Source organism: Acidovorax sp. NB1, from assembly GCF_005405905.1.
Classification (GTDB): Bacteria; Pseudomonadota; Gammaproteobacteria; order Burkholderiales; family Burkholderiaceae_C; genus Acidovorax.
Genome location: NZ_BJHU01000006.1, coordinates 1 through 24,280, shown reverse-complemented (window position 1 = coordinate 24,280; position 24,280 = coordinate 1). Strand labels below are relative to the sequence as shown.

The 24,280-nt window shown below is 65.8% G+C and carries 24 protein-coding genes and 1 tRNA gene; 14 read left to right on the top strand and 11 right to left on the bottom strand.

Features of this window, described 5'->3' with window-relative positions; all coding sequences use genetic code 11:
- The first annotated feature begins 5 nt into the window (after nt 1–5).
- The gene (locus tag AvAM_RS02930; RefSeq protein WP_137745676.1) at nt 6–677 is read left to right on the top strand and encodes an alpha/beta hydrolase; all 672 of its coding nucleotides are present in this window, start codon (nt 6–8) and stop codon (nt 675–677) included.
- A 163-nt stretch (nt 678–840) separates the two neighbouring features.
- A complete protein-coding gene (locus AvAM_RS02925) occupies nt 841–1,737 on the top strand; it encodes a DUF3014 domain-containing protein (protein WP_137745675.1) in 897 nt (298 codons plus the stop codon).
- Between the two features lie 29 nt (nt 1,738–1,766).
- Here AvAM_RS02925 and AvAM_RS02920 read toward each other — a convergent pair whose 3' ends face one another.
- A complete protein-coding gene (locus AvAM_RS02920) occupies nt 1,767–2,234 on the bottom strand; it encodes an Lrp/AsnC family transcriptional regulator (protein ID WP_063463138.1) in 468 nt (155 codons plus the stop codon).
- Between the two features lie 149 nt (nt 2,235–2,383).
- On the opposite strand from AvAM_RS02920, the gene AvAM_RS02915 reads away from it, so the two are divergent.
- Complete coding sequence (locus tag AvAM_RS02915; RefSeq protein ID WP_137745674.1) at nt 2,384–3,676, top strand: methionine gamma-lyase; 1,293 nt, start codon at nt 2,384–2,386, stop codon at nt 3,674–3,676.
- Here the strand turns inward: AvAM_RS02915 and AvAM_RS02910 are convergent.
- Nucleotides 3,624–4,097, bottom strand: coding sequence for an Lrp/AsnC family transcriptional regulator (locus AvAM_RS02910; RefSeq protein ID WP_137745673.1), 474 nt, complete (start codon nt 4,095–4,097; stop codon nt 3,624–3,626). The genes AvAM_RS02915 and AvAM_RS02910 overlap by 53 nt on opposite strands.
- Before the next feature lie 103 nt (nt 4,098–4,200).
- On the opposite strand from AvAM_RS02910, the gene mdeB reads away from it, so the two are divergent.
- The 4 genes from mdeB (at nt 4,201) to AvAM_RS02885 (ending at nt 9,486) form a co-directional block, all read left to right on the top strand.
- Nucleotides 4,201–6,840: an alpha-ketoglutarate dehydrogenase gene (gene mdeB / locus AvAM_RS02905; protein WP_137745672.1), complete on the top strand. Its 2,640-nt coding sequence runs from the start codon at nt 4,201–4,203 to the stop codon at nt 6,838–6,840.
- Nucleotides 6,841–7,124: 284 nt separating this feature from the next.
- Nucleotides 7,125–8,273: a hypothetical protein gene (locus AvAM_RS25580; protein WP_171012121.1), complete on the top strand. Its 1,149-nt coding sequence runs from the start codon at nt 7,125–7,127 to the stop codon at nt 8,271–8,273.
- Nucleotides 8,270–9,106: an autotransporter-associated beta strand repeat-containing protein gene (locus AvAM_RS02890; RefSeq protein ID WP_171012120.1), complete on the top strand. Its 837-nt coding sequence runs from the start codon at nt 8,270–8,272 to the stop codon at nt 9,104–9,106. Before AvAM_RS25580 ends, AvAM_RS02890 begins: the two co-directional genes overlap by 4 nt.
- A gap of 146 nt (nt 9,107–9,252) precedes the next feature.
- Nucleotides 9,253–9,486 (top strand): hypothetical protein, encoded by a 234-nt coding sequence (locus tag AvAM_RS02885; protein WP_137745668.1) that lies wholly within the window; start codon nt 9,253–9,255, stop codon nt 9,484–9,486.
- A gap of 42 nt (nt 9,487–9,528) precedes the next feature.
- On the opposite strand, the gene AvAM_RS02880 is transcribed toward AvAM_RS02885, so the two are convergent.
- From AvAM_RS02880 to AvAM_RS02845, 8 genes are all read right to left on the bottom strand, one after another.
- Nucleotides 9,529–10,503, bottom strand: coding sequence for a threo-3-hydroxy-L-aspartate ammonia-lyase (locus AvAM_RS02880; RefSeq protein WP_137745667.1), 975 nt, complete (start codon nt 10,501–10,503; stop codon nt 9,529–9,531).
- Between the two features lie 77 nt (nt 10,504–10,580).
- Nucleotides 10,581–11,258: a transcriptional regulator gene (locus AvAM_RS02875; protein ID WP_137745666.1), complete on the bottom strand. Its 678-nt coding sequence runs from the start codon at nt 11,256–11,258 to the stop codon at nt 10,581–10,583.
- A 147-nt stretch (nt 11,259–11,405) separates the two neighbouring features.
- On the bottom strand, nt 11,406–12,236 hold the full coding sequence (locus AvAM_RS02870) for a zinc-dependent peptidase (protein ID WP_137745665.1): 831 nt from the start codon (nt 12,234–12,236) through the stop codon (nt 11,406–11,408).
- Between the two features lie 49 nt (nt 12,237–12,285).
- On the bottom strand, nt 12,286–13,062 hold the full coding sequence (locus tag AvAM_RS02865; RefSeq protein WP_137745664.1) for a UDP-2,3-diacylglucosamine diphosphatase: 777 nt from the start codon (nt 13,060–13,062) through the stop codon (nt 12,286–12,288).
- A gap of 36 nt (nt 13,063–13,098) precedes the next feature.
- Nucleotides 13,099–13,626, bottom strand: a complete 528-nt coding sequence (locus tag AvAM_RS02860) for a peptidylprolyl isomerase (protein ID WP_137745663.1) — start codon at nt 13,624–13,626, stop codon at nt 13,099–13,101.
- 22 nt (nt 13,627–13,648) lie between these two features.
- On the bottom strand, nt 13,649–14,230 hold the full coding sequence (locus AvAM_RS02855; protein ID WP_137745662.1) for a peptidylprolyl isomerase: 582 nt from the start codon (nt 14,228–14,230) through the stop codon (nt 13,649–13,651).
- On the bottom strand, nt 14,227–15,516 hold the full coding sequence (locus AvAM_RS02850; RefSeq protein ID WP_137745661.1) for a L,D-transpeptidase family protein: 1,290 nt from the start codon (nt 15,514–15,516) through the stop codon (nt 14,227–14,229). The genes AvAM_RS02855 and AvAM_RS02850 overlap by 4 nt, the downstream gene beginning before the upstream one ends.
- 75 nt (nt 15,517–15,591) lie before the next feature.
- Nucleotides 15,592–16,662: a tetratricopeptide repeat protein gene (locus AvAM_RS02845; RefSeq protein WP_137745660.1), complete on the bottom strand. Its 1,071-nt coding sequence runs from the start codon at nt 16,660–16,662 to the stop codon at nt 15,592–15,594.
- A 226-nt stretch (nt 16,663–16,888) separates the two neighbouring features.
- On the opposite strand from AvAM_RS02845, the gene cysS reads away from it, so the two are divergent.
- The 7 genes from cysS to AvAM_RS02810 all read left to right on the top strand — a co-directional run bounded on the left by cysS (nt 16,889) and on the right by AvAM_RS02810 (nt 24,017).
- Nucleotides 16,889–18,298, top strand: a complete 1,410-nt coding sequence (cysS, locus tag AvAM_RS02840; RefSeq protein WP_137745659.1) for a cysteine--tRNA ligase — start codon at nt 16,889–16,891, stop codon at nt 18,296–18,298.
- A 47-nt stretch (nt 18,299–18,345) separates the two neighbouring features.
- Entirely contained in the window at nt 18,346–19,020 is a 675-nt protein-coding gene (locus AvAM_RS02835; protein WP_171012119.1) for a DNA-3-methyladenine glycosylase, read from the top strand.
- 99 nt (nt 19,021–19,119) lie between these two features.
- Nucleotides 19,120–20,097: an acetyl-CoA carboxylase carboxyltransferase subunit alpha gene (locus AvAM_RS02830; RefSeq protein WP_137745658.1), complete on the top strand. Its 978-nt coding sequence runs from the start codon at nt 19,120–19,122 to the stop codon at nt 20,095–20,097.
- Between the two features lie 232 nt (nt 20,098–20,329).
- Complete coding sequence (locus AvAM_RS02825; RefSeq protein WP_137745657.1) at nt 20,330–22,180, top strand: methyl-accepting chemotaxis protein; 1,851 nt, start codon at nt 20,330–20,332, stop codon at nt 22,178–22,180.
- Nucleotides 22,181–22,321: 141 nt separating this feature from the next.
- Nucleotides 22,322–23,272: a tRNA lysidine(34) synthetase TilS gene (gene tilS, locus AvAM_RS02820; protein ID WP_137745656.1), complete on the top strand. Its 951-nt coding sequence runs from the start codon at nt 22,322–22,324 to the stop codon at nt 23,270–23,272.
- A 121-nt stretch (nt 23,273–23,393) separates the two neighbouring features.
- Nucleotides 23,394–23,963: an ACT domain-containing protein gene (locus AvAM_RS02815; protein ID WP_137745655.1), complete on the top strand. Its 570-nt coding sequence runs from the start codon at nt 23,394–23,396 to the stop codon at nt 23,961–23,963.
- Nucleotides 23,925–24,017 (top strand) — tRNA-Ser (locus tag AvAM_RS02810). Before AvAM_RS02815 ends, AvAM_RS02810 begins: the two co-directional genes overlap by 39 nt.
- Here the strand turns inward: AvAM_RS02810 and AvAM_RS25775 are convergent.
- Nucleotides 23,985–24,280, bottom strand: a 296-nt coding sequence (locus tag AvAM_RS25775) for a hypothetical protein (protein ID WP_212742250.1), incomplete at its 5' end; no start/stop codon positions are given. The two genes, AvAM_RS02810 and AvAM_RS25775, sit on opposite strands and share 33 nt — an antisense overlap.

Genomic DNA, 24,280 nt, shown 5'->3' with positions numbered 1-24,280 from the left:
TGTCTATGCTCAATTTGCCGCTCACATTTTTGCAGCGCCCCGCTGCCGCCTCCACGCCCCGCCCCTGGCTGCTGGTGCTGATGCACGGTGTGGGCAGCAACGAGCAGGACCTGTTCAGCCTGTCGCCGCAGATCCCCGGGCGCTTTCATGTGCTGAGCCTGCGCGCGCCGTTCCGCATGGGGCCGGGCTCGCACGCGTGGTTTGATTTCTCCATCGAACCGAACGGCGACCGCACCATCAACGAAGCGCAAGAGGCCCAAAGCCGTGCCCTGGTGGCCCAGGCGCTGGAGTCTGCCGCCGAACAACTGGGCATCCCGCCCGAGCGCGTGGTGGTGGGCGGCTTCAGCCAGGGCGGCATCATGGCGCTGTCGCTGCTGCTCACGCGGCCTGAGCTAATGCACGCCGGCCTGGTGTGGCACAGCCGCCTGCTGCCGCAGGTGGTGCCGCTGACGGCCCCGGCCGATGCGCTGCGGGGCAAACGCCTGTGGCTGAGCCATGGCACGCACGACAACGTGATCCCCCTGGCCAATGCCCAGGCCATTGCGCACCACATGGCGCCGTTGCCGGTGGCGGTGACGTACCACGAGTTCCCCAGCGCGCACGAAATTCGGCCGTCGGAACTGGCGGCCACGGTGGCGTGGCTGGAGTCGCTTTCGACGACGCCCACGGCGTTTTAGCCGGGGCTTGTGCGGTGCGGCGTGCGAGGCGCTGCCTACATCGCGTTACCGGCGCTTCATCCAGCGCGTATCCAATCCAGCTACAACCTCGTTGGTGTGGATGGGGAACGCCCGGCGCTGCAGCCACTCGGACAAGGGTTGTTCCTGTATGGAAGGAGACCCGATGCCTGACCACGACACCGCCGAGTTCCGCCCCGCGCCAGAGCGCACCTCTTCCACGCCCTGGGTTCTCGCCGCCGGGCTCGCCTGCGCAGTGGGGGCCGGCGCCGCCTGGTGGTTCTGGCTGCGCCCGGCGCAGACCCCCATGGCGCCACCCCCGGTGGCCGCCGCCCCAGAAGCGCCTGCGGCCCCATCGCCCATGCCCGAAGCCTCGGGGCCGCACAACCCCGTCGATGCGCTGGCCCCGGCAGACGCCGCCTTGCCCGCACTGGCGGAATCCGACCCCCGGGTGGCGGAGCTGCTCGCCGACCTGCTGGGCCGCGACAAAGTGGCGTCGTTTCTGCTGACCGATGGCTTTGTGCGCCGCGTGGTTGCCACGGTGGACAACCTGGCCCGCGCCCAGGCCCCGTCGCGCATGTGGCCGGTGCAGCCCATGCCACAGCGCTTTGTGGTGGATGCCGACGGAGACGCGCCCACCACGGTGGCCGCCGCCAATGCGGCCCGCTACAGCGCCTTTTTGGCGTTTGCCGAAGCCGTGCCGATGGAGCCCGCCGTGGCGCTCTACGCGCGGCTGTACCCGTTGTTTCAGCAGGCATACGAAGAGCTGGGCTACCCCCGGCGCTATTTCAACGACCGCCTGGTGGCCGTGCTGGACCACCTGCTGCTGGCGCCCGAGCCCCAGGGCCCGCTGCGCGTGAAGCTCACGCCAGTGAACACCGAGGTGCCCAACCTGCGCCCGTGGGTGCGGTACGAGTTTGTCGATCCGGCGCTCGAATCGCTCTCCAGCGGCCAGAAGATCCTGGTGCGCATGGGGCCCGCCAACGAGGCACGGGCCAAGGCGCTGATCCGCAATCTGCGCAAACGTGTGGCCACCAGCGCGCTGCAGCCCTCGCCGCGCTGAAGGGAGCGCGGTGGCTGCCGCGCTGGGGGCTACACAGGCAGCGCCATGGTCCGCTTCACTTCCTTGAGCGAAAAACTTGTCGAAATCTCGCGCACGCCCGGCAGGCTGCGCACATGGGTGCGCACGTATTCGGCAAACGATTCCAGGTCGGCGGCCACCACCTCCAGCTGGTAGTCGTAGCGGCCCGAGAGGTTGTGGCACGACAGCACCTGGGGCATGGCCATCACCTCGCGCTCCAGGGCCGAGGTGGTCTCTGCCGTGTGGTCGTGCAGCGCCAGCTGCACAAAGCCCAGCACGCCCCAGCCCACGCGCTGGCGGTGCAGGTGGGCGTGGTAGCCCGCAATCACTCCGGCTTCTTCCAGCGCCCGCACGCGCCGCCAGCAGGGCGAGGTGGACAGCGACACGGCCTCGGCCAGATCGCCCACGGTGGCGCGGCCGTCGCGCTGCAGGGCGTTGAGCAGGGTGCGGTCCACGGGGTCGAGCGGGTAGGGGTGCATGGTGGCTTGCAAGGTGATTGATTGGGGCAAATTTTGCCCTTGCGATTGGTTTTTTGGGCAAAGAAGGCGAAATTTTGCCCGCCAATGAGGCCAAGAATCTCCGCATCCGACCCTCATCCCGTCTGTGGTCGGCCCATCAGGAGACAAGCATGACCCGCACCACCGACCGCACCCCAGCCACCGGCTTTAGCACCCGCGCCATCCACCACGGCTACAACCCCGCCGACCACCAGGGCGCGCTGGTGCCGCCCATCCACACCTCGGCCACCTACGCCTTTCCGGACGTGGCCTATGGCGCGCGCTGCTTTGCGGGCCAGGAGCCGGGCTACTTCTACACCCGCATCGCCAACCCCACGCTGGCGCTGCTTGAAGGGCGGCTGGCGGCGCTGGAAGAGGGCGCGGGCGCCGTGGTGTTCGGCTCGGGCATGGGGGCCATCACGGCCACGCTGTGGTCCATGCTGGAGCCGGGCGACGAGATCCTGGCCGACCTCACGCTCTATGGCTGCACCTTCTCGTTCCTGCACCATGGCCTCGGCCGCTTTGGCGTCACGGTGCGCCATGTGGACATGACCGACCCCACCCGCGTGGCCGAGGCGCTGACCGCCAAGACGCGCGTGCTTTATCTCGAAACCCCCGCCAACCCCAACATGCGCCTGGTGGACATCGCCGCCGTGTCGGCCCTGGCCCACGCCCAGGGCGCCAAGGTGGTGGTGGACAACACCTACTGCACACCCTACCTGCAGCAGCCCCTGCTGCTGGGTGCCGATGTGAGCGTGCACTCCATGACCAAGTACCTGGGCGGCCACGGCGACCTGACCGCAGGCGCAGCGGTGTTTGCCGATGCCGAACTGGCCCAGCGTGTGCGCCTGTACGGCCTGAAAGACATGACCGGCGCGGTGATGTCGGCGCAAGACGCCCACCTGGTGATGCGGGGCCTGAAGACCCTGGCCCTGCGCATGGACCGCCATTGCCAGAGCGCGCAGAAGGTGGCCGAATTCATCGCCGCCCACCCGGCTGCGGCGGCCGTGCACTACCCCGGCCTGCCCAGCTTTGCACAGCACGCGCTGGCCCAGCGGCAGATGCGCCAGATGGGCGGGATGATCGCTTTTGAGCTGCGCGGCGGCCTGCCAGCGGGCGTGCGCTTCATGGACGCGCTGCAGCTCGTCACCCGCGCCGTGAGCCTGGGTGATGCCGAAACCCTGGCCCAGCACCCGGCCAGCATGACGCATTCCACCTACACCCCCGAGCAGCGTGCCGCCCACGGCATTGCCGAAGGGCTGGTGCGCCTGTCGGTGGGGCTGGAAGACCTGGACGACCTGCTGGCCGACATCGGCCAGGCGCTGGACCTGGCACACGCCATGGACCTCAGCGCTGGCATCCACGCCGGGCTCAGCCCCGAGCGTGCGGCAGCGGCAGCGCCGTTTTGTAGCGCACCTGCTTGAGCGCAAAGCTGGAGCGGATTTTTTCCAGCCCAGGGATCGGCGAGAGCTGCTCCAGGATGAACCGCTCCAGCGCCGCAATGTCGGGCAGCGCCACGCGGATGAGGTAGTCGGAGTCGCCGCTCATCAGGTAGCACTCCATCACCTCGTCGTGCTCGGCAATGCGCCGCTCGAAGTCGGCCAGCGCCTCCTTGTTCTGCGTCTTCAGGCTGATGCTGATGAACACATTCAGCCCCAGGCCCAGCGCTGCCGCGTCGGCCAGCGCCACATAGCGGGCGATCACGCCTGCAGCCTCCAGCGCCTTCACCCGCGCCAGGCAGGGCGAAGGCGACAGGTGCACGCGGCGCGCCAGCTCCACGTTGGAGAGCGAACCATCGGCCTGCAACTCGGCCAGAATGCGCAGATCGGTCACGTCAAGCTTCATATGCTGTCATTTCTTTTTAATACGGCATATTGTGCTTTTGAAGTCGCCAAGCCTGCGCGTTTCGGCATCCTATTTTTGGAAAACCCTTCTACAGTGTGCTCCCATGAACGCCCCACTGCCCCCCCACCTCCTCAGCCCCCAGGACACCCTGGCCGACATTGACCCGCAAGAGACCGCCGAATGGCGCGACGCCTTCCTGGCCTTGGTGGCCACCGAAGGCCCCGAGCGCGCGCGGTTTGTGCTGCAGGAGCTGGTGCGCCTGGCCCGCACCCAGCGCGTGGGCTGGCAGCCGCAGCTCAACACGCCGTATGTGAACACCGTGGCGGCCCAGGCGCAGCCTGCGTTCCCGGGCGATCTGGCGGTAGAAGAGCGGCTGGCGTCCATCATGCGCTGGAACGCGCTGGCCATGGTGGTGCGCGCCAACCAGGCGTATGGCGAGCTGGGCGGCCACATCGCCAGCTACGCCAGCGCGGCCGATCTGTTCGAGAGCGGTTTCAACCATTTCTTCCGCGCGCGCGAAGGCGTGGGCGAGGGCCAGCACCGGGGCGATCTGGTGTTTTTTCAGCCGCACAGCGCGCCCGGCGTGTATGCGCGGGCGTTTCTGGAAGGGCACTTCACCGAGAACGACCTGCAGCATTACCGGCAGGAAATCACCGCTCCCGGCGCGGGCGCGCAGGGCCTGTCGAGCTACCCGCACCCCTGGCTCATGCCGGACTTCTGGCAGTTCCCCACCGGCTCCATGGGCATCGGCCCCATCAGCAGCATCTACCACGCGCGCTTCATGCGCTACCTCACGCACCGCAACCTGCTCAACTGCACGGGCCGCAAGGTGTGGGGCGTGTTTGGCGACGGCGAGATGGACGAGCCCGAGAGCATGAGCGCCCTGACCCTGGCCGCGCGAGAAGGCCTCGACAACCTCGTCTGGGTGGTCAACTGCAACCTGCAGCGCCTGGACGGCCCGGTGCGCGGCAACGGCCGCATCATCGACGAGCTGGAGCGTTTGTTTGCTGGCGCGGGCTGGAACGTGGTCAAGCTGGTCTGGGGCAGCGACTGGGACGGCCTGTTCGCCCGTGACCTGACCGGCGCGCTGGTGCGCACGCTGGAAGGCACGGTGGACGGCCAGATGCAGACCTTTGCCGCCAAGGACGGCCGCTTCAACCGCGACAACTTCTTCGGCCAGAACCCCGAACTGGCCGCCCTGGCCCAGGGCATGACGGACGAGCAGATCGATCGCCTCAAGCGTGGCGGGCACGACCTGGTGAAGATCCACGCCGCCTACGCTGCCGCCGCTGCCCACGAGGGCCAGCCCACGGTGATCCTGGCCCACACCAAAAAGGGCTACGGCATGGGCACCGCCGGCCAGGGCAAGATGACCACGCACAGCCAGAAGAAGCTGGACGACACCGACCTGATCGAATTTCGCAACCGCTTCAACCTGCCGCTCACCGACGAGCAGGCAACCAGCCTGGCGTTCTACAAGCCAGCAGAAGACAGCGCCGAGATGCAGTACCTGCGCCGCCACCGCCAGCAGCTGGGCGGCTACCTGCCGCGCCGCCAGACGGCCTGCGATGTGCTGCCCGTGCCGCCCCTGGCCAGCTACGCCCAGTTTGCGCTGCAGGCCGATGGCAAGGAGATGAGCACCACCATGGCCTTTGTGCGCATGCTCGGCACGCTCTTGAAGGACACCCAGCTCGGCCCGCGCATCGTGCCCATCGTGGCCGACGAGGCGCGCACCTTCGGCATGGCCAACCTGTTCAAGCAGGTCGGCATCTACAGCAGCGTGGGCCAGCGCTATGCGCCCGAAGACATCGGCTCGGTGCTGAGCTACCGCGAAGCGCTGGATGGGCAAATCCTCGAAGAAGGCATCAGCGAAGCGGGTGCGATTGCGAGCTGGACGGCCGCCGCCACCAGCTACAGCGTGCACGGCCTGGCCATGCTGCCGTTCTACATCTATTACTCCATGTTCGGTTTCCAGCGCGTGGGCGATGCCATCTGGGCGGCGGCCGACCAGCGTGCGCGTGGCTTCTTGCTGGGCGCCACGTCGGGCCGCACCACGCTGGGCGGCGAGGGCCTGCAGCACCAGGACGGCACCAGCCACCTCGTGGCCGCCACCATCCCCAACTGCAAGGCCTACGACCCGGCCTATGCGGGCGAAATGGCCGTGATCATCGACGCCGGCATGCGCGAGATGGTGACCGAGCAGCGCGATGTTTTCTACTACGTCACGCTGATGAACGAGAACTACGCCCAGCCCGACCTGCCCGCAGGCGCTGCAGACGGGGTCTTGCGTGGATGCTATGTTTTCAGGAGCTATCAGGGCAATGTGGACGCGCGGAGGGGCGTTGTTTCTTCTCAAAATTCCGTCACCCTGATGGGCTCCGGCGCCATCCTGACCGAGGTGGTCAAGGCCGCAGAACAACTCGCCAGCGAAGGCCTGGATGTGACCGTGCTCAGCGTCACCAGCTGGAGCGAACTGGCCCGCGACGGCATTGCGTGCGAGGCCAGTGGCGCCACACCGTGGCTTGCGCAAGTGCTGGCCGCCACGCAAGGATCCATCGTCGCCGCTACCGACTACGTGCGCGCCGTGCCCGAAAGCGTTCGGGCCTATCTGCCGGAAGGCAGGCGGTACAGAACCCTGGGTACCGATGGCTTTGGGCGCAGCGACACGCGTGCTGCGCTGCGCGACTTATTCGGAGTGGATGCGCAGAACATTGCCCAGGTGGCGCGGGCGACCTGCGGGTGATGCACCCGCGTGGGCCGTGGTGAGTGCGCGACGGTGGCGATTGGGTCAGTGTTTCAAAACGTAGCCTGATGTACGATGGTCCGCGCGCACTGAGTCCTTGAAGGGACCGGCCGCGCTCAGTGCATCCGCACACAGCCCCCGCGCGGCCTGCCAGCCCCACGGGGCATTCAGGCAGCATGACGTGCTTTTCGAAGCAATGGGGCGACCTCACCATGAGATCCATTCAGAGTCATAGGTCACCTGTCTTCAGAGCGATAAGCCTCTTACTCCTGGCGTCCGCGCCCATGGTTGGAGAGGCCGCTACGAGAACCGTCAACAGCACGTCCGACGATGCCTCGGTGATCGGAACCTTGCCTTATTGGCTACTGAATGCAGCCGACGGTGACACCATCGACTGCGCCGCCATTGCAGGGCAGCAAATCATTCTGACGTCGTCGCTTCCAGCCATTGTCAGAAACTACACGATCAATGGGGCGGGCATCACCATCAATGGTGCTGGAAGCCACCAGGCCTTTCAGGTGGCGGCGGGCACCGTCTCTGTCAGCAATGTCACGGTTCAGAACGCGCTTTCCAGGGGCGGTGACGGTGGTGATGGGTATTCCGGCGGAGGCGGAGGCGTGGGCGGCGGTGGTGCGCTTTACGTTCATGGCGGTGCGTCAGTCACCATGGCGGCCTCAAGCCTGATCAGCAACGTTGCCCGGGGTGGCAATGGAGGCCTTGCGAATAACAATGGAAATTCGGGCGGAGGTGGCGGGGGAGGGTTTGGCGGTGGCAATGGAGGTGGCGCGGTGCTCAACGTGTCCACTGGCGGCGGTGGCGGAGGCCACAGCCATGGAGGCAATGGCGGGTCTTCGCTTTCTGTGAATGGCGGTGCCGGTGTGTACTTTGGAGGAGGAGGCGGCGGCGCTGGCATCAATTCCGTTGTGCCCGGTGGTGTAGGTGGCAGCGCCAATCCAACCGGTGCCTTTGTGGGAGGCGCCCAGTCAGCGGGCAATGGCGGGGGCGGGGCCGGAGCCAGCCAGGACGGGTTTTCCGCGACGGGGGCTGGTGGCGGCGGTGTGCCGGGCAATGGTGGTAATGGGATTGGCCTGGACCTCCTGTTCGGAGGTGGTGGTGGCGGCGGAGCTGCGTCGGAAACCGGATTTTCGGGTGCGATGGGAGTGGGCGCTGCCGGGGGGGGGGCGGGTCAAACAACACTGGCGGTGCTGGGGGTGTCCTCGGTGGTGGTGGTGGCGGCGCCGGGATCGCCGGCGCGGGGGGGCAAGGAGGGTTTGGAGCCGGAGGCGGCGGCGGTTCTATTGCCGGCGCGGGCGGCGGTGGATTCGGTGCTGGTGGGGGCAGTGGTGCATCCGATGCATCTGGCGTTGGGGGCGGTGGCGGCGGCTCTGGGCTGGGCGGCGCGATTTTCGTTCAGGGAAGCAGCACCCTCGTGATCGTGGATGCAACGCAAATCTCTGGCAACACCGCCATCGCCGGTGTTGGAGGAGCTTCCACCAATGCTGCTGATCCAGGCTATGTATCCGCCGGTGATGGCGTGGCGCTGGGCCAGGACATCTTCGTGCGCGAGCAAGGGTCGATCGTATTCAATCTGAGCAATACCCTCAGCATCGCAACGCCCATCGCAGGGGATCAGACCAACGGGCCCAACGGGACGGGTGGCCTTCAGAAGATCGGTGCCGGGACCCTGAACCTCAGCGGGGCAAATACGTATTCAGGCACCACGGCGGTCGATGGCGGGACACTCAATCTGAATGGCAGCTTGGTTGGGAGCGCCGTCATCGGTGCGGGCGGCACGCTTTCTGGCAACGCGACGGTATCGGGTGCCTTGACCAATTCTGGAATCCTGGCGCCCGGGAACTCGGTTGGAACGATCCATACGGCAAGCCTTGTGTTGAACGCTTCCAGTCGGCTGAAGATGGAGCTGGCGGCGGGAGGTGCCAGCGATCTTGTCGCGGCAACTGGGGCGGCACAGTTGGCGGGTACTTTGGAGATCGACCTTGGGCCAACCGTCAATCAGTCAGGCACCTACACGATTCTCACGGCGTCCGCCGTGACGGGCACCTTCGGGTCAGTCACCTTTGCGGGTGCAACGCCAGCGAGCTACTCCGTCGCCTACTTGCCTCTCGGGGCTCCCACCTCCGTGCAGGTGACGATTGTTTCTGCAGGCGCCACACTGACACCGGTGCCAACCTTGAACACGTGGATGCTGCTTGCGTTGACGTTTGGATTGGTGGGGTGGGGGGCTTTCGTCATCAGGCGGTCTTAGTACTGCGACAGCCGGTCGGCGCTGGGCCATATGCATTCGCACTTTTTGCGCTCGACTCACGCAGAACATGTATAGGGTTGGGCACATTGCCCGCCCCAGGTCGGCTTCATAGAATGGATTGCACCAAGCAACCGCTGGAGGGCGCCATGGCACATGTAAGCTGGGACAACAACCTGCCAACCACCTGGACCGCGCTGATGGACGGGCAGGCCGTTTGCGCCGTCAAGCGCAAAGAAATCGGCGGGTGGACGGCGGCCTGGACGGATGAGCGCCTGTGGCCCGCGCCCGCCCATCTCCCCAAGGCCATGCCCCAGCCCACGCGTTTCTTCAGCAGCCTGGAAGAGGCCAAGCAGGCGGTGGAGCAGGCGCTGTCGCCATAGTGCGTATGTTGCTCGCGGTGCGAGCCCGCGCCCGCTATTCCGTTACTGCGCCAGCAAGGCGCAAAAGCGTGCCAAGTCCACGTTGCCACCGCTGATGAGCACGCCCACGCGCTGGCCCTTGAGTTCGCTCTGCATGGCCCGCGCGGCGGCGAACCCTAGGCAGCCGGTGGGCTCCACCACCAACTTCATGCGCTCGGCAAAAAAGCGCATGGCATCCACCAGCTGTTCGTCCGTCACCGTGAGGATGTCGTCCACATCGCGCTGGATGATGGGGAAGGTGATGTTGCCCAGGTGCTGTGTCTGCGCGCCGTCGGCAATGGTGGTGGGGGTGTTGATGTGCACGATGGAGCCGCTGCGGAACGACTGCTGTCCATCATTGCCCGCTGCGGGCTCCACGCCATAGAGCTTGGTCTGGGGCGAGAGCGCGCGCGTGGCCAGGGCCGAGCCCGACAGCAACCCGCCGCCGCCCAGGCAGACAAAAAATGCATCGAGCGGGCCGACCTCCTCGAACAGCTCTTTGGCGGCCGTGCCCTGGCCGGCCAGCACGTCAGCATGGTCGTAGGGCGGAATCAGCGTGAGGCCATTCTGCTGTGCCAGGTCGCGGGTGATCTGCTCGCGGTCTTGGGTGTAGCGGTCGTAGAACACCACGGTGGCTCCATAGCCCTGTGTGGCTGCCACCTTGGCAGCGGGTGCGTCCTGCGGCATGACGATGGTGGCCGGGATGCCCAGTTCGCGCGCGGCCAGCGCAATGCCCTGTGCGTGGTTGCCCGACGAGAACGCGACCACTCCGGCCTTGCGCTGCGCAGGGCTGAATTTTGCGAGCGCGTTGTAGGCCCCACGGAACTTGAATGCGCCCATGCGCTGCAGGTTCTCGCACTTGAAGAACACCTGGGCACCAAACTCTTCGTTGATGGTGCGCGAGGTGAGCACCGGCGTGCGGTGCGCCACACCCGCAATGCGGCCAGCGGCGGCCACAACGTCGTCATAGGTGGGGAGGGCGGGGAGGGCAGAGGTCATGGTGAGGTCCGGGTGGAAAGTGGAAAAGTCAGATGCATCAGGTGCGTCGGGTGCGAAGGCTGTGTTGTGGTGCCGTGTCATTTCACGTCGCCATACACCGTGGCGCGCGACACGCCCAGGTGCTGCGCCACCACCTCCATGGCACGGCGCACTTCCAGGCTGCCCGATGCTTTGAGTTCGCGCAGCAGCGCGCGCCGCTCGGCCGCCTTGAGGGCGCGTGGCGCCGACGACAGGCGGGCAGCGAACTGGTCGATGCGCTGGCGGATGGCTTCGGCCCCGGCGGGGTCCAGCGATTCCTTGAGCCCCGTGTCGCCGTCCGTGGCGGTGAACTGGCCCACCACGCTCTGCAAGCTGCGAAACAGGGTGAGGTCCACGTTCAGGCACAGCGCGGCGATGTAGTGGCCCGATGCGTCCTTGATGCCCACCGAGGTGCTCTTGGCCGGGCGGCCGTCAGCGAACTGGTTGGCGTAGTTGGCGACCACCTGCGGATAGTCCGGGTCCGCGATGCGCGTGAGCCCCATCTCGGTGGTGGGGTCGCCCACCATGCGCTCCGACAGGTTGTTATGGATGGCCAGGATGGAGTGCTTGGGGTCCAGCAGGTCGTGCACCACCACCTCGCAGAACGGCGCGAACGTGGCGGCCAGGCCTTGGGCGACCTGTTCGATCTGGGCGAGCAGGGCTGTTTGTTCGGCCGTGCGCGCTGGAGTCCGCTGGCGGGTGCGGGGACGGGCTGGCGCCGGGGCGTGTTGAGGCATGGTGGCAATTTATCCAAAATTGGATAAATTGTCAAAATATGGACTTTTTGTCTTGGTGAGCAGTCCATCCAAGTCCACAGTGCCCGGGTATCGGGGTTCCGGTGCATGCTGGAGGGGCGCTTTGCTCTCCCCCCTGTGGCAACCCTGTCAGCCCGCGTGGGCGGGGCGCTGGAAGAAGGTGTCCAGCACCGGCATCAGCCCCGGAAATTCCAGCGCAAACCTTGCACGGTTCACAAAGTACGCCTCGCAGGCCACGGCGAAGAACTCGGAGGGCGAGGTGGCGCCATAGGCGTCCAGCCAAGGGCGTTCTGCGCCGAAGCGCTCGGCCTTGATGACGGCTTCGCGGAAGTCCTGGTAGGCGGGTTCCCAGGTGTTCCACCAGGCTTCATACGCCGCACGGCCGGTGCGTGCGCCCATGAAGCCGGCAGGCAGGGGCGGGCAGCCATTCGGCTCGCCGCTTTTCATGTCGAGTTTGTGCACGAACTCGTGCACCACCACGTTGTGGCCGCGCGCGGTGTTTTCGGTGGCGTTGGCCACATGCTCCCAGCTCAGCATGATGGGGCCGCGCTCCATGGCTTCGCCCAGCAGCACCTGGGTGTGTTCATGCACCACGCCGGCTTCGTCCACGGTCTTGCGGCGGGCCACGGCTTCGCCGGGGTGGAGCACGATGCCGACAAAATCGTCGTACCAGGCGAGGGCCTTGGCGGGGTCGCCCCAATGCAGCAGGGGCAGGCAGGCCTGGGCCGCAATGTCGATGGCCATGGCGTCGGTCACCACCAGGCCGTGGGCGCCGTGGAACTCCTTGTGGTGCAGGAAGAGGGCACTGAGCGCGCGCAGCTTGGATTGGTCGTGCAACGACAGCGCCGCCAGAAACGGGTAGCGCTGCAGCGTCTGCAGCCACAGCGTGGCCGAGATGTCGGGCACGGGGGCCACGGTGGAGCGCACATGGCGCCAGAGCCGGTTGAGGAAAGGGGGCATGGCGATCAGACAGCAGGGAGGTAACGCCCCGCGCAGTTCAGGATCGCATCTACGTGGGGGCCAGTGCGACCCGTTCCAAGCCCGCGCCGGACAAACGCAGTGTTTCCACGCGGGGGGGCAATGCGGCGGCGTCCCAGTCGCTGAGCACCACGCGCTGCAGGCCCGGGGCGAGTGGATGGCTGGCAGGCTTGTGGGTGTGGCCATGGACCAGGGTGTGTGCGCCCGCAGCCTGCAGCCAGGCGGTGGCGGCGGGGCCGTCCACATCGGCATAGGTGGCGCCGGATTGTTTGCGCGCCTCGCTCTCCTGCCGTATGCCGCGCGCCTGTGCGCGGCGTGTGGCCAGGGGCTGGGCCAGGAACTGCTGCTGCCATTCAGCGCTGCGCGCTTGCACCCGGAAACGCTGGTAGTCCACGTCATCCAGGCACAGCAGGTCGCCATGGCTGAGCACCCAACGTTGGCCACCAAACACCAGCACGGTAGGGTCGGCCAGGCCAGTGATGCCGCAATGAGTCAGGAAGGCCGGGCCGGCCAGAAAGTCGCGGTTGCCGTGCATGAAGTACACCGGCAGGCGCTGCGCGGCGGCCTGCAGGGTGGCGCAGCATGTGGCCTCGAAGCTGCCGGGCTCCTGCAGGGCGTCATCGCCCACCCACACCTCGAACAGGTCGCCCAGGATGAAGAGGGCATCGGCCTGGGTGGTCTGCAGATAGTGCTGCCAGGCCACCACGGTGGCGGGCTCGCTGGCCTGCAGATGCAAGTCCGAAATGAATTCGACCGTGCGCCAGTGCGATGGAGCGGCAAGCTCCTCGAACGGGGGCACGGTCGTCAACGGGGCTGCAGTCAAGGCCCGAACCAGGCTGTGGACTTACAGGGCCACGGCCTTGTCAATCACGACAGCGTCGAATGGCACGTCATCGTGGTAGCCCTTGCGCGTGGTGCGCACGGCCTTGATGGCGTCCACCACGTCCTGGCCCTTCACGACCTTGCCAAACACGGCATAGCCCCAGCCTTGTGCGGTGGGAGAGGTGTGGTTCAGGAAGGCGTTGTCCACCGTGTTGATGAAGAACTGGGCCGTGGCGCTGTGGGGGTCGCCAGTGCGGGCCATGGCCAGGGTGTACTTGTCGTTCTTCAGGCCGTTCTTGGCTTCGTTTTCGATCGGAGCCTGGGTTTCCTTTTGTTTCATGTCGGCCGTCATGCCACCGCCCTGGACCATGAAGTTCTTGATCACGCGGTGGAACACGGTGCCGCTGTAGAAGCCGCTGTTCACATAGCTCAGGAAGTTGGCCGTGGACTTGGGCGCGTTCACGGCGTCCAGTTCGATGGTGATCACGCCCTGGGTGGCGGTTTCAGCCACGTTGATGGTCACGTGGAGTTCGACTTGTGGATTGCTCATTGCAGTGCTTTCTTCAAAAAATTCACTTCACCACGGTGGCGGAAGTGATGGTGACGGGGGTGGTGGGCACGTTCTGGTGTGGGCCCTTGTTGCCGGTGGCCACGGCCTTGATCTTGTCCACCACGGCAGTGCCTTCAACCACCTTGCCAAACACGGCATAGCCGTGGCCGTCGGGGCTGGGGGCGTTGAGCATGGCGTTGTCCTTCACGTTGATGAAGAACTGCGAGGTGGCCGAGTCGGGGTTGCCCGTGCGGGCCATGGCGATGGTGTAGGTGTCGTTCTTGAGGCCGTTCTTGGCTTCGAGTGCGATGGGGGCCTTGGTGGGCTTTTGCTGCATGTCGGCTGTGAAGCCGCCGCCCTGGATCATGAAGCCGTCGATCACGCGGTGGAACACCGTGCCGTCGTAGTGCTTGCTGTTCACGTAGGCCAGGAAGTTCTCGACCGTCTTGGGCGCCTTGGCGGCGTCGAGCTGCACCACGATGTCACCCATCGACGTGGCCAGCTTGACCTTGGGGGCATCTTGCGCCTGGACAGGTGCTACCGAAAAAATAGCTGCCAGGGCAATGCTGGCAAGCGCAAGGGTCGAATTTCTTCTGGAAATCATCCAATCACTCCTTCGAAAAATATCTGCCAATGTTGGCCGCGCCGCGTCCAGTACTGGCGCTTTGTGGGGCCGGTGCGGGCGCCTTCGGCGACTTCGCCGAACGTTACCACCATGGTGTCGGCCGAGTCTGTCCAGCGCAGGTAAGACTTGTCCTTGAGCTGGAGTTCCCGGCCCTTGAGCGCGCGTGCCTCGGCCTGCAGCACCTGGCTCCATTCGTCCAGGGGCTTCTTGCGGTAGCTCTGGAAGTTGGGGGCATAAAAGCTCAGCAGGCGCTTCATGTCGCCCTCGGTCTTGGCTGTGCGCCAGGCATTGAGCACGGCTTCGAACGACTTGCGTTCGGCCGCCACGCTGTGGGGTTGCACCCACTGCAGCTGGCGTGCAATGACCACGGGTGTGGAGCGTGTCTCCACGGTGCGCAGGATGCGTTCCAGGTCGGGGTTGGCCAGCACCAGGCAGCCATCGGTGGCCAGCGGCGCACGTGAAAACTGGTCGGGTGGCGTGCCATGCAGCCAGATGCCGCTGCCTGTCTTGCCCCGGCTCTGGTCCAGGGGGTTGGGGTAGTTGATGGGCAGGGCGCCCGCGCCGTAGAAATCCTTGAGCGTGGCGGGATCCAGGCGGCTGGTGATGAAGTACACCCCGAGTGGCGTGCGCTGATCGCCCTCCACCTCTTTTTCGATGCCGAGCTTGCCCACAGAGGCGTAGTAGTCGGCCACCAGCTGCAGGCCCTTGGGGGTGTTCTCGAACAGGTAAAGGCGCGAGCGTGAGGCGTCCACCGCGATGGCGTGGCGCGAACGGGGCGATAGCTCCAGGAACTGGGCTGGAATGCTGTTGTCAGGCGGGCGGCTGCGCTGCGCGTCCACCCGCTGGCGGGATTCGGTGCGCAGCTCGGTGAGCGTGGCGGCAGCCTGAATGCTGCGGGCTGAGTCGGGTTCGGGTGCCACGTCGCCCAGGTGGCGGATGGGGCGCGTGCGTGACATCAGCAAATCGCCCACGGCCAGTTGCGCCAGCTGGAAGTTGGGGTAGTCGCGCGCCAGGCTTTCGGCCTGCGCCAGGGCTTCGCGGCCCCGGCCTTCGCCCACAAGCTTGTACACCGCCATCAGGCGGGCCTCGGCCTGGCCGTCGCGCAGGGCTTCTGCCGAGACAGGCGGCGCTGCGGAGGGAGCCGCACGCCGCCTCTTCTTTTCCTTATCGCCCTGGGACATGGCGGGGGAGGCCAGCAAAAGGCCCGCCAGGCACAGGACGACGGTAGCCGCCAGGCGGCCTGGTGCGGACAAAGGCACAGACATGCGCGGCATCAGGATCGGGTCAGGGCAAAAAAAAAGCCCGCGCAAGAGGCGCAGGCGCCGCGTCGGGGTTCACGGTCAACCGCCTGTGGATTCGCGAACGATGGTCCAGCGGCCGTTGCTGTTCACCAGATCCAGGGTCTTGCGGCTGGTCACGTTGAGTGCATCGGCACTGTAGGCCTGGCGAAAGCGGGCCGTCGCCTTGTCGCCCTGGACCGACACGGCGATGTCGGACAGCTTCACGCTGATCTTGGACTTGCCCACGATGCGCGCTTCACGCTCTTTTTCCCAGGCAGAGCGGTTCTGGTTGCCTGGTGGGTCAAAGGACTTGTCGTAGGCACCCAGGTAGCTCTTCATGTCCTTGGCGGCCCAGGCGGCGGCCCAGGCCTGCACGGCGGCCGTGACGGCCTGGGTGGATGCGTCGCTGGCGGCGGCAGGGGCTGGGGCCGGTGCGGGCGTGGGGGCCGGTGCCGCAGCAGCCGGCGCGGCGGCTGGTGCTGGCGCAGGCGCGGCAGCCACTGCGGGGGCGGGTGCTGCAGGCGCTGCGGCCGGTGCGGGGCGCTGGGTGGTCACCACGGCGGGGGTAGGGGCTGCCGCCGCAGGGCGGCCGGACTTGCTGGCCGCATCGGCAGAGAACAACTCGCGGATCAGGGCCAGTTTGGGTTTGACCGAGTTGGCGCTGGTGGCATCGAGCTGCAAGGCCTTGTTGTAGGCCTGGCTGGCCAGCTTGGCGTAGATGTCGCCCAGGTTTTCGTGCGCGGTGGCGTAGCTGGGGTTGGTGCGGATCGCCATTTCCAGCGCTGTGCGGGCCTTGTCCAGCTGGTTCTGGTTGGCGTAGAGCACGGCCAGGTTGTTGTAGGGTTCGGGCAGCTCGGGGTACTCTTCCGTCAGCTTGGTGAAGGTGGTGATGGCCTCGCCCTGCTTGCCGCTGTCGGCCTGCGCCACGCCACGCAGGAAGCGCAATTGGGGGTCGCGCGGGGTGGCGGCCAGACGCTGATCGGCCTTGACCAGGGCTTCGGCGGCCTTGCCGGTTTTCAGCAACTGTGTGATGTCGGAGTAGTCCTCGGCATGGGCCACGCCAGCGCCCAGCAGCGCGGTCAGCGCCACCAGGCGCAGGAGTTGTGGAAGGGTGCGGAGGACTGGCTTCATGGGGATTCCGGGGTGTTGGGCAGCGGCCCGCCGGGGCGGGGGGCTTATACTGCGGCGGATTGTAGCTGAGGGGGTTGTCATGACGGAACGCTGTTGCCGCGGGTGATTTCACTGGAGGCCCCTTGCCGGGCCAACCCCCGCTAAGGGCTCTGAAAACCTGTTCCAGACCCTTTGCTGCCGGGTGAATCTCTTCACCCAACCACCTCTTCCCCGTGACTGAAATCCCATGAGTTTGCGCATCTACAACACGCTGTCGCGTGCATTGGAGGACTTTTCCCCGCTCGAACCTGGCCATGTGCGCATGTATGTGTGCGGCATGACCATCTATGACCTGTGCCACATCGGCCACGCCCGCATGATGATGGCGTTTGATGTGGTGCAGCGCTGGCTCAAAAGCAGCGGTTACCGCGTCACCTATGTGCGCAACATCACTGACATCGACGACAAGATCATCAAACGCGCGCTGGAGCGGGGTATCACCATCCGCCAGCTCACTGACGAGATGATTGCCGCGATGCACCAGGACATCGGCCTGCTGGGCATCGAGCCACCCACCGTGGAACCGCGCGCGACCGAATACGTGCCCCAGATGCTCTCGCTCATCGGCCAGCTGGAAGGCAAGGGCCTTGCCTACCGCGCGGGCAACGGCGACGTGAACTACTCGGTGCGCAAGTTCGATGGCTACGGCAAGCTCTCGGGCAAGTCGCTGGACGAGCTGCGCGCCGGCACGCGCGAACTGCAGGGCTCGCGCCCGCAGGGTGGCGTGGCCGTGCTCGATGGCAAGGAAGACCCGCTCGACTTCGTGCTGTGGAAAGCCTCCAAGCCCGAGGAGCCGCCCGAGGCCAAGTGGGACAGCGCTTTCGGCTCGGGCCGCCCCGGCTGGCACATCGAGTGCTCGGCCATGTGCGGTGCGACGCTGGGCGAGACCTTTGATATCCACGGCGGCGGTGCGGACCTGCAGTTCCCCCACCACGAAAACGAGATCGCCCAGAGCGAAGGCGCCACCGGCAAGCCCCTGGCAAAGTTCTGGGTGCACAACGGCTTCGTGCGCGTGGACAACGAGAAGATGTCCAAGAGCCTGGGCAACTTCTTCACCATCCGCGACGTGCTCAAGAGTTACGACGCAGAGACGCTGCGTTTCTTCATGGTGCGCGCCCACTACCGCAGTGCCCTGAACTACAGCGATGCCCACCTGGACGACGCGCGCCAGGCCTTGAAGCGCCTGTACACGGCGCTGAGCCTGGTTGCCCCCGCCGAAGTGGCGGCCATCGACTGGAGCAATCACTACGCCGCCCGCTTCAAGGCCGCCATGGACGAGGACTTTGGCACGCCCGAGGCCGTGGCTGTGCTGTTCGAGCTGGCGGGTGAGGTCAACAAGACCCGCTCGGCTGAGCTGGCAGGGCTGCTCAAGGCCCTGGGCGGTTGCCTGGGGGTTCTGCAAGGCGACCCCAAGGCTTTCCTGCAAGCTGGCGCTGGCGTGAACGAAGCCGACATCCAGGCGCAGATTGCCGCCCGCGCTGCCGCCAAGGCCGCCAAGAACTTTGCCGAGGCCGACCGCATCCGCCAAGCACTGCTGGCGCAAGGCATCGTGCTCAAGGACTCGGCAGCAGGCACGACATGGGAAGCCGCCCAGTGAGCCATTGTTTGATGCAAAAAATGCCGCTTCGGCGCATGGGGTAAGCCGTGGCAGCTTCTAAAAAGATAGCGGGCGACGCTGTGGCGCCGCCGCTGGTGCTGGCCACGCCCGACTACTGGGCCGAGGCCTGCAAGCACCTGGTGAAAAAAGACCGGGTGATGAAGCGCCTGATCCCACAGTTTGGCGACGCTGCGCTGCGGACCAAGGGCGACCCGTTCATCACTCTGGCGCGCTCCATCGTGGGCCAGCAGGTGTCGGTGACGGCTGCCCAGGCCGTGTGGGAGCGTCTGGTGGCGCTGCTGCCGCGTGGCATGAAGCCCGCCAGCGTGCTCAAGCTCAAGATCGACGACATGCGTGCCGCAGGCCTGTCCGCCCGCAAGGTGGACTACCTGGTGGACCTGGCCATGCACTTCGAGAGCGGCAAGCTCCACGTGAAGGACTGGGCGGCGATGGACGACGAGGCCATCATTGCCGAGCTGGTGGCTATTCGTGGCATTGGCCGCTGGACGGCCGAGATGTTTTTGATCTTCTATTTGATGCGGCCCAATGTATTGCCCCTGGACGATCCGGGGTTGATCACCGGCATCAGCCAGAATTACTTCTCGGGTGACCCGGTCAGCCGCAGCGATGCCCGCGAAGTGGCTGAGGCCTGGAAGCCCTGGTGCAGTGTGGCGACTTGGTATATTTGGCGGTCGCTCGACCCGCAGCCGGTTGCTTACTGACGCCCTCTGACGCGTTTGACAAAAAATCGTTAACCGTCGGTTACAGTGCGTGCCATTCATCGTGGCAGCCGCCCGGCGCGAGCCCCAAGGAGAACAACGTTGGCGAAAAAGACCTTTCTGGATTTCGAGCAGCCCATCGCAGAGCTGGAATCCAAAATTGAAGAACTGCGCTACGTGCAGACCGAGAGCGCCGTCGATATCTCGGAAGAGATCGATCAGCTCAGCAAGAAGAGCCAGCAGCTCACCAAGGACATCTACAGCGAGCTGAGTCCTTGGCAGATCACCAAGATTGCCCGCCACCCCGAGCGCCCCTACACGCTCGACTACGTGCGCGACATCTTCACCGACTTCGTGGAGCTGCATGGCGACCGCCACTATGCAGACGACCAGTCCATCGTGGGCGGCCTGGCGCGCTTCAATGGCCATGCCTGCATGGTCATCGGCCACCAGAAGGGCCGTGACACGAAGGAGCGCGCCATGCGCAACTTCGGCATGAGCAAGCCCGAGGGCTACCGCAAGGCCCTGCGCCTCATGAAGACGGCCGAGAAGTTCAAGCTGCCTGTGTTCACGTTTGTGGACACGCCCGGCGCCTATCCTGGTATCGATGCTGAGGAGCGCGGCCAGTCGGAGGCTATCGGCCGCAACATTTTCGAGATGGCGCAGCTCGAAGTGCCCATCATCACCACCATCATTGGCGAAGGCGGCTCGGGTGGCGCGCTGGCCATCAGCGTGGCCGACCAGGTCGTGATGCTGCAGTACGCCATCTACTCCGTGATCAGCCCCGAAGGCTGCGCGTCCATCCTCTGGAAGACCAGCGACAAGGCCCAGGAGGCCGCCGACGCGCTGGGCATCACTGCCCACCGCCTGAAGGCCCTGGGCTTGGTGGACAAGATCGTGAGCGAGCCTGTGGGCGGCGCCCACCGTGACCACAAGCAGATGGCCGCCTTCCTCAAGCGCGCGCTGGGCGACGCCTTCCGTCAGGTGGCTGACCTCAAGACCAAAGACCTGCTGGACCGCCGCTACGAACGCCTGCAAAGCTACGGCCGCTTCGGCGACACCAAGGCCGACAGCCGCTGAGATGGCACAGGGCGTTTTGACCCTGCTCAAGACACTGCACTGCTGCACTGCACAACGGCCCTTCGGGGCCGTTGTTGTTTTTGTGGACTGATCCGGGGCTTTTGCACGCGTTTCACAGGCGTTTCAAGAGCGAACAGCTCACCTCTTCGCGGTAACCCCCACTGGCGCGCACCGTGATACCGGATGTAACATGGTTCGACGCCGCCCGTGCGGGTGGACCAAGGGGTGCTCAATGTCGCTTCTGAAGACTCTCAAGGGCCAGATCCTTCTGGTATCGGTGGGTTGCCTGGTGGCCGGGCTGATTGCCCTGACCGTGGCCAACTACCTCACCGCACGATCCCAGGCCTACGCCTCCCTCACGGCGCAGTCGCAGGCCCTGGCCCACAGCCACATTGAGGCCTTGCGCGACTGGGCGCGCAGCAAGGCCCAGGTCGTTGAGTCTGCGGCGGCTGCGCTTGACGATGCCGACGCCGCCAAGCCGCTCAATATGCTGGCCAAGGCGGGCAACTTCCACACCACTTATTTCGGCTATGCCGACAAGCGCACGGTGTTCTCCGAAAAGCAGAACCTGCCGCCCGACTACGACCCCACCGCACGCCCTTGGTACAAGCAGGCGGCCGGGGCCGATGCCTCGGTGCTGACGGCGCCTTATGCCGACGCCGGGGGCGCGGGGCTGGTGGTGACCTTTGCCAAGGCGGCGCGCGAAGGCGGCACCGTCAAGGCCGTGATGGCGGGCGATGTTTCGCTGGCGGCGGTGGTGGCCAATGTGGCCTCTATCAAGCCCACACCATCGAGCTATGCCTTTCTGGTGGGTGGCGACGGCAACATCATTGCCCACCCCGAGGTCAAGCTGGCCCTGAAGCCCGCCACCGACGTGGCCCCTGCACTCACCGCCGCTGCACTGGCCGACATGGCCAAACGTGCCGACCTCAACGCGATGGATCTGCAGGGCCGCGCCATGCTGCTCACGGTGGCACCAGTCACCGGCACACCCTGGCTGCTGGCCATTGCGCTCGACCGGGGCGAGGCGCTGCAGGCCATCAGCACCATGCTGCAGGTGTCGTTGGGCGCAGGCATTGTGGTGCTGCTGGTGGCGCTGGTGGTGCTCGCCGGCATCCTGTCGCAGCGGCTGCGCCGCCTCACCCAGGTGCGCGACGCCATGCACGAGATCGGCGCGGGCGATGGTGATCTTTCGCGCCGGATTGATGCGCAGGGCGAGGACGAACTGGCCCAGATCGCCGCCAGTTTCAACAGCTTTGCGGGCAAGCTCTCGGGAGTGCTGGCGCAGATCCGCGATGCCAGCAGCTCGGTGCGCGTGGCGGCTGAAGAGATCGCCACCGGCAACCATGACCTGAGCGGGCGCACCGAGCTCACGGCATCGAGTCTGCAGGAGACATCGGCCTCCATGCAGCAGCTCACCGAAACCGTGCGCCACAACGCCGACTCCGCCCGCCAAGCCAACCAGCTGGTGGCCCAGGCGTCGAATGTGGCGCGGCATGGTGGCCAGGTGGTGGGCAATGTGGTCACCACCATGGACCAGATCAATGCCGCATCACGCAAGATCAACGACATCATCGGCGTCATCGACGGCATCGCCTTCCAGACCAACATCCTGGCGCTGAATGCGGCCGTGGAGGCGGCGCGCGCAGGTGAGCAGGGCCGGGGTTTTGCCGTGGTGGCGGGCGAGGTGCGCAGTCTGGCCCAGCGTAGCGCTGAGGCCGCGCGCGAGATCAAGACGCTGATCAACACCTCAGTGGAGCAGGTTGAGAACGGCTCGCGCCTGGTGCACGACGCGGGCACCACCATGAACGACATCGTCACCTCGGTGCAGCGTGTCACGGACATCATGGCCGAGATCACTGCGTCCACCAACGAGCAGAGCACCAGCATCAACGAAGTCGGCCAGGCCGTGGCGCAACTCGACCAGATGACCCAGCAAAATGCCGCGCTGGTCGAAGAAAGCGCTGCAGCCGCGCAGAGCCTCAAAGACCAGTCGGTGCGGCTGTCTGAAGTGGTGGGCACCTTCCGCCTGTCCACCGATGCGTCGCACTCTGCACCACGCCTGTCTGCGCCCGCCGGTTGAGGCTCGCGTGCGTGTGGGCGGTAGCTGATGAGGCCAGTGCCGCCCGCGATAATCGGCGCCCATGCCCTGCCGCCTCGTCCGCCTTGTTGATCCTGCCTCCGGCCCGTGCCCAGGCCTTTGCCCATTGCGGAAGCCGCTGGCATGACCCAGTCCTTCGAGGCGGCCATCCAATCCTTCGCGCCTGTGCTCCCGCTGGCAGTGGGGCTGAGCGGGGGCGCGGACTCCACCGCGCTGCTGCTGGCCTGTGCCCGGCGCTGGCCCGGCCAGGTGCGGGCCATCCATGTGCACCATGGCCTGCAGGCGGCGGCCGATGGTTTTGAGCAGCATTGCATCGCGCTCTGCCAGCGGCTGGATGTGCCGCTGGTGGTGCATCGGCTCGACGCCCGCCACGCCCCGGGCCAGAGCCCGGAAGATGCGGCCCGGCAGGCGAGATACCAAGCTTTTGAGGCCTTTGCGCACGACCATATTCAAAATAATGCTATCAAATCAATAGCATTGGCGCAGCATGCGGATGACCAGGCCGAAACCCTGCTGCTGGCCTTGTCGCGCGGGGCTGGCGTGGCGGGCCTGGCCGCGATGCCTGCACGCTGGGAGCGGGCGGGCCTGGTCTGGCACCGGCCACTGCTCCAGGTGGCGGGGGCAGAAGTGCGCCGCTGGCTGAGCGCGCAGGGCCAAGCCTGGGTGGAAGACCCCACCAACACCGATGAACGCTTCACGCGCAACCGCATCCGGGCGCAGCTGCTGCCTGCACTGGACGCAGCATTCCCGTCCTTTCGTGACACCTTCGCGCGCTCGGCCGACAACGCCGCCCAGGCTGCCGAATTGCTGGACGAACTGGCGCAGCAGGACCTGGCCCTGGTGGGCGTCCCTCCGCAGATCAAGGCCCTGCAAGGGCTCAGCCGTGCGCGGCAGGCCAACGTGTTGCGCCACTGGCTGCGGCATGCCCACCACACCACACCCGCAGCGGCGCAATTGGGTGAACTGCTTGACCAAATCCAGGCCTGCACCACACGGGGTCACCAGATCCACATCAAGGTGGGGCGTGGTTTTGTGGTGCGCTCCGGCCTTCGACTGGATTGGTCCAGTCCCTAGCGGGGCCGCCCTTTTTGCATGCATCACAGTCGTGCGCCACAAGCAGCCTGCCACAGGGGATGGGGGCGGCTGTGCAGCAAACTGCACACCCAGGCCGCCAGAAACTTTGAGGAACACTGAAATGGAACCAGCCGCCGCATCCAGCCTTGCCGTCAACCGCGACCAGGCCAAGGTCTCCGTGCTCGGTGTGCCGAGCCAGCCCGGTCTCGCCAGCCATATTCTGGGCACGATGGCCAGGGCGCACATCGAGGCGGACGTGGTCGTCCAGAACACGGGCAAGGACGGCAAGACCGATCTCAGCTTCACCGTGCGCCGTAACGATAGCGCGCGCACCGTGGAGCTGCTGAGGGTCCAGGTGCTTCCCGCACTGGGTGCGCGGGACGTTGTGGCCGATACCGGTGTTTGCAAAATCAGCATTGCTGGCACTGGCACGCACAGCCAGGTGGGCACGGCCAGCAAGCTGTTTGGTGCACTCCGCGAAGATGGCATCCAGGCGCAGATGGTCTCCACTGCCGAGGCCTGCACCTCCGTGTTGATCGACGAAACGCAGCTGGCACAGGCCCTGCACACCCTGTACAGGGCCTTCGGACTGGATCCGCAGCCCGCCCAAGCCGCCGGAACCACCTCCGAAATGAGGCATAATAGCGGGATTGGAAACGTGACCGAGTGGCCGAAGGTGCTCCCCTGCTAAGGGAGTATGGGGTGTAGAGCCTCATCGAGGGTTCGAATCCCTCCGTTTCCGCCAGTAAGTAAGCAAAAATGCGCCCTCCGGGGCGCTTTTTTGTTTGTATCTACCATTCAACCTACCAATCATCAGTGCCATTGGCCAGGTGTTAGTGCCGATGCAATCTTGACCAGCTAAACCGCAAAGTGCCAATCCAATATTGACCAGGGTGTTCCACTGACCTGCTGAGAATTTCAGCAGGGATTCAAGGTGATCACCATGGACATGATTGGCAAGGTCAGGCGCATGAGGCTGCGCGACCAACTCTCTCTCAGCGAGATCGC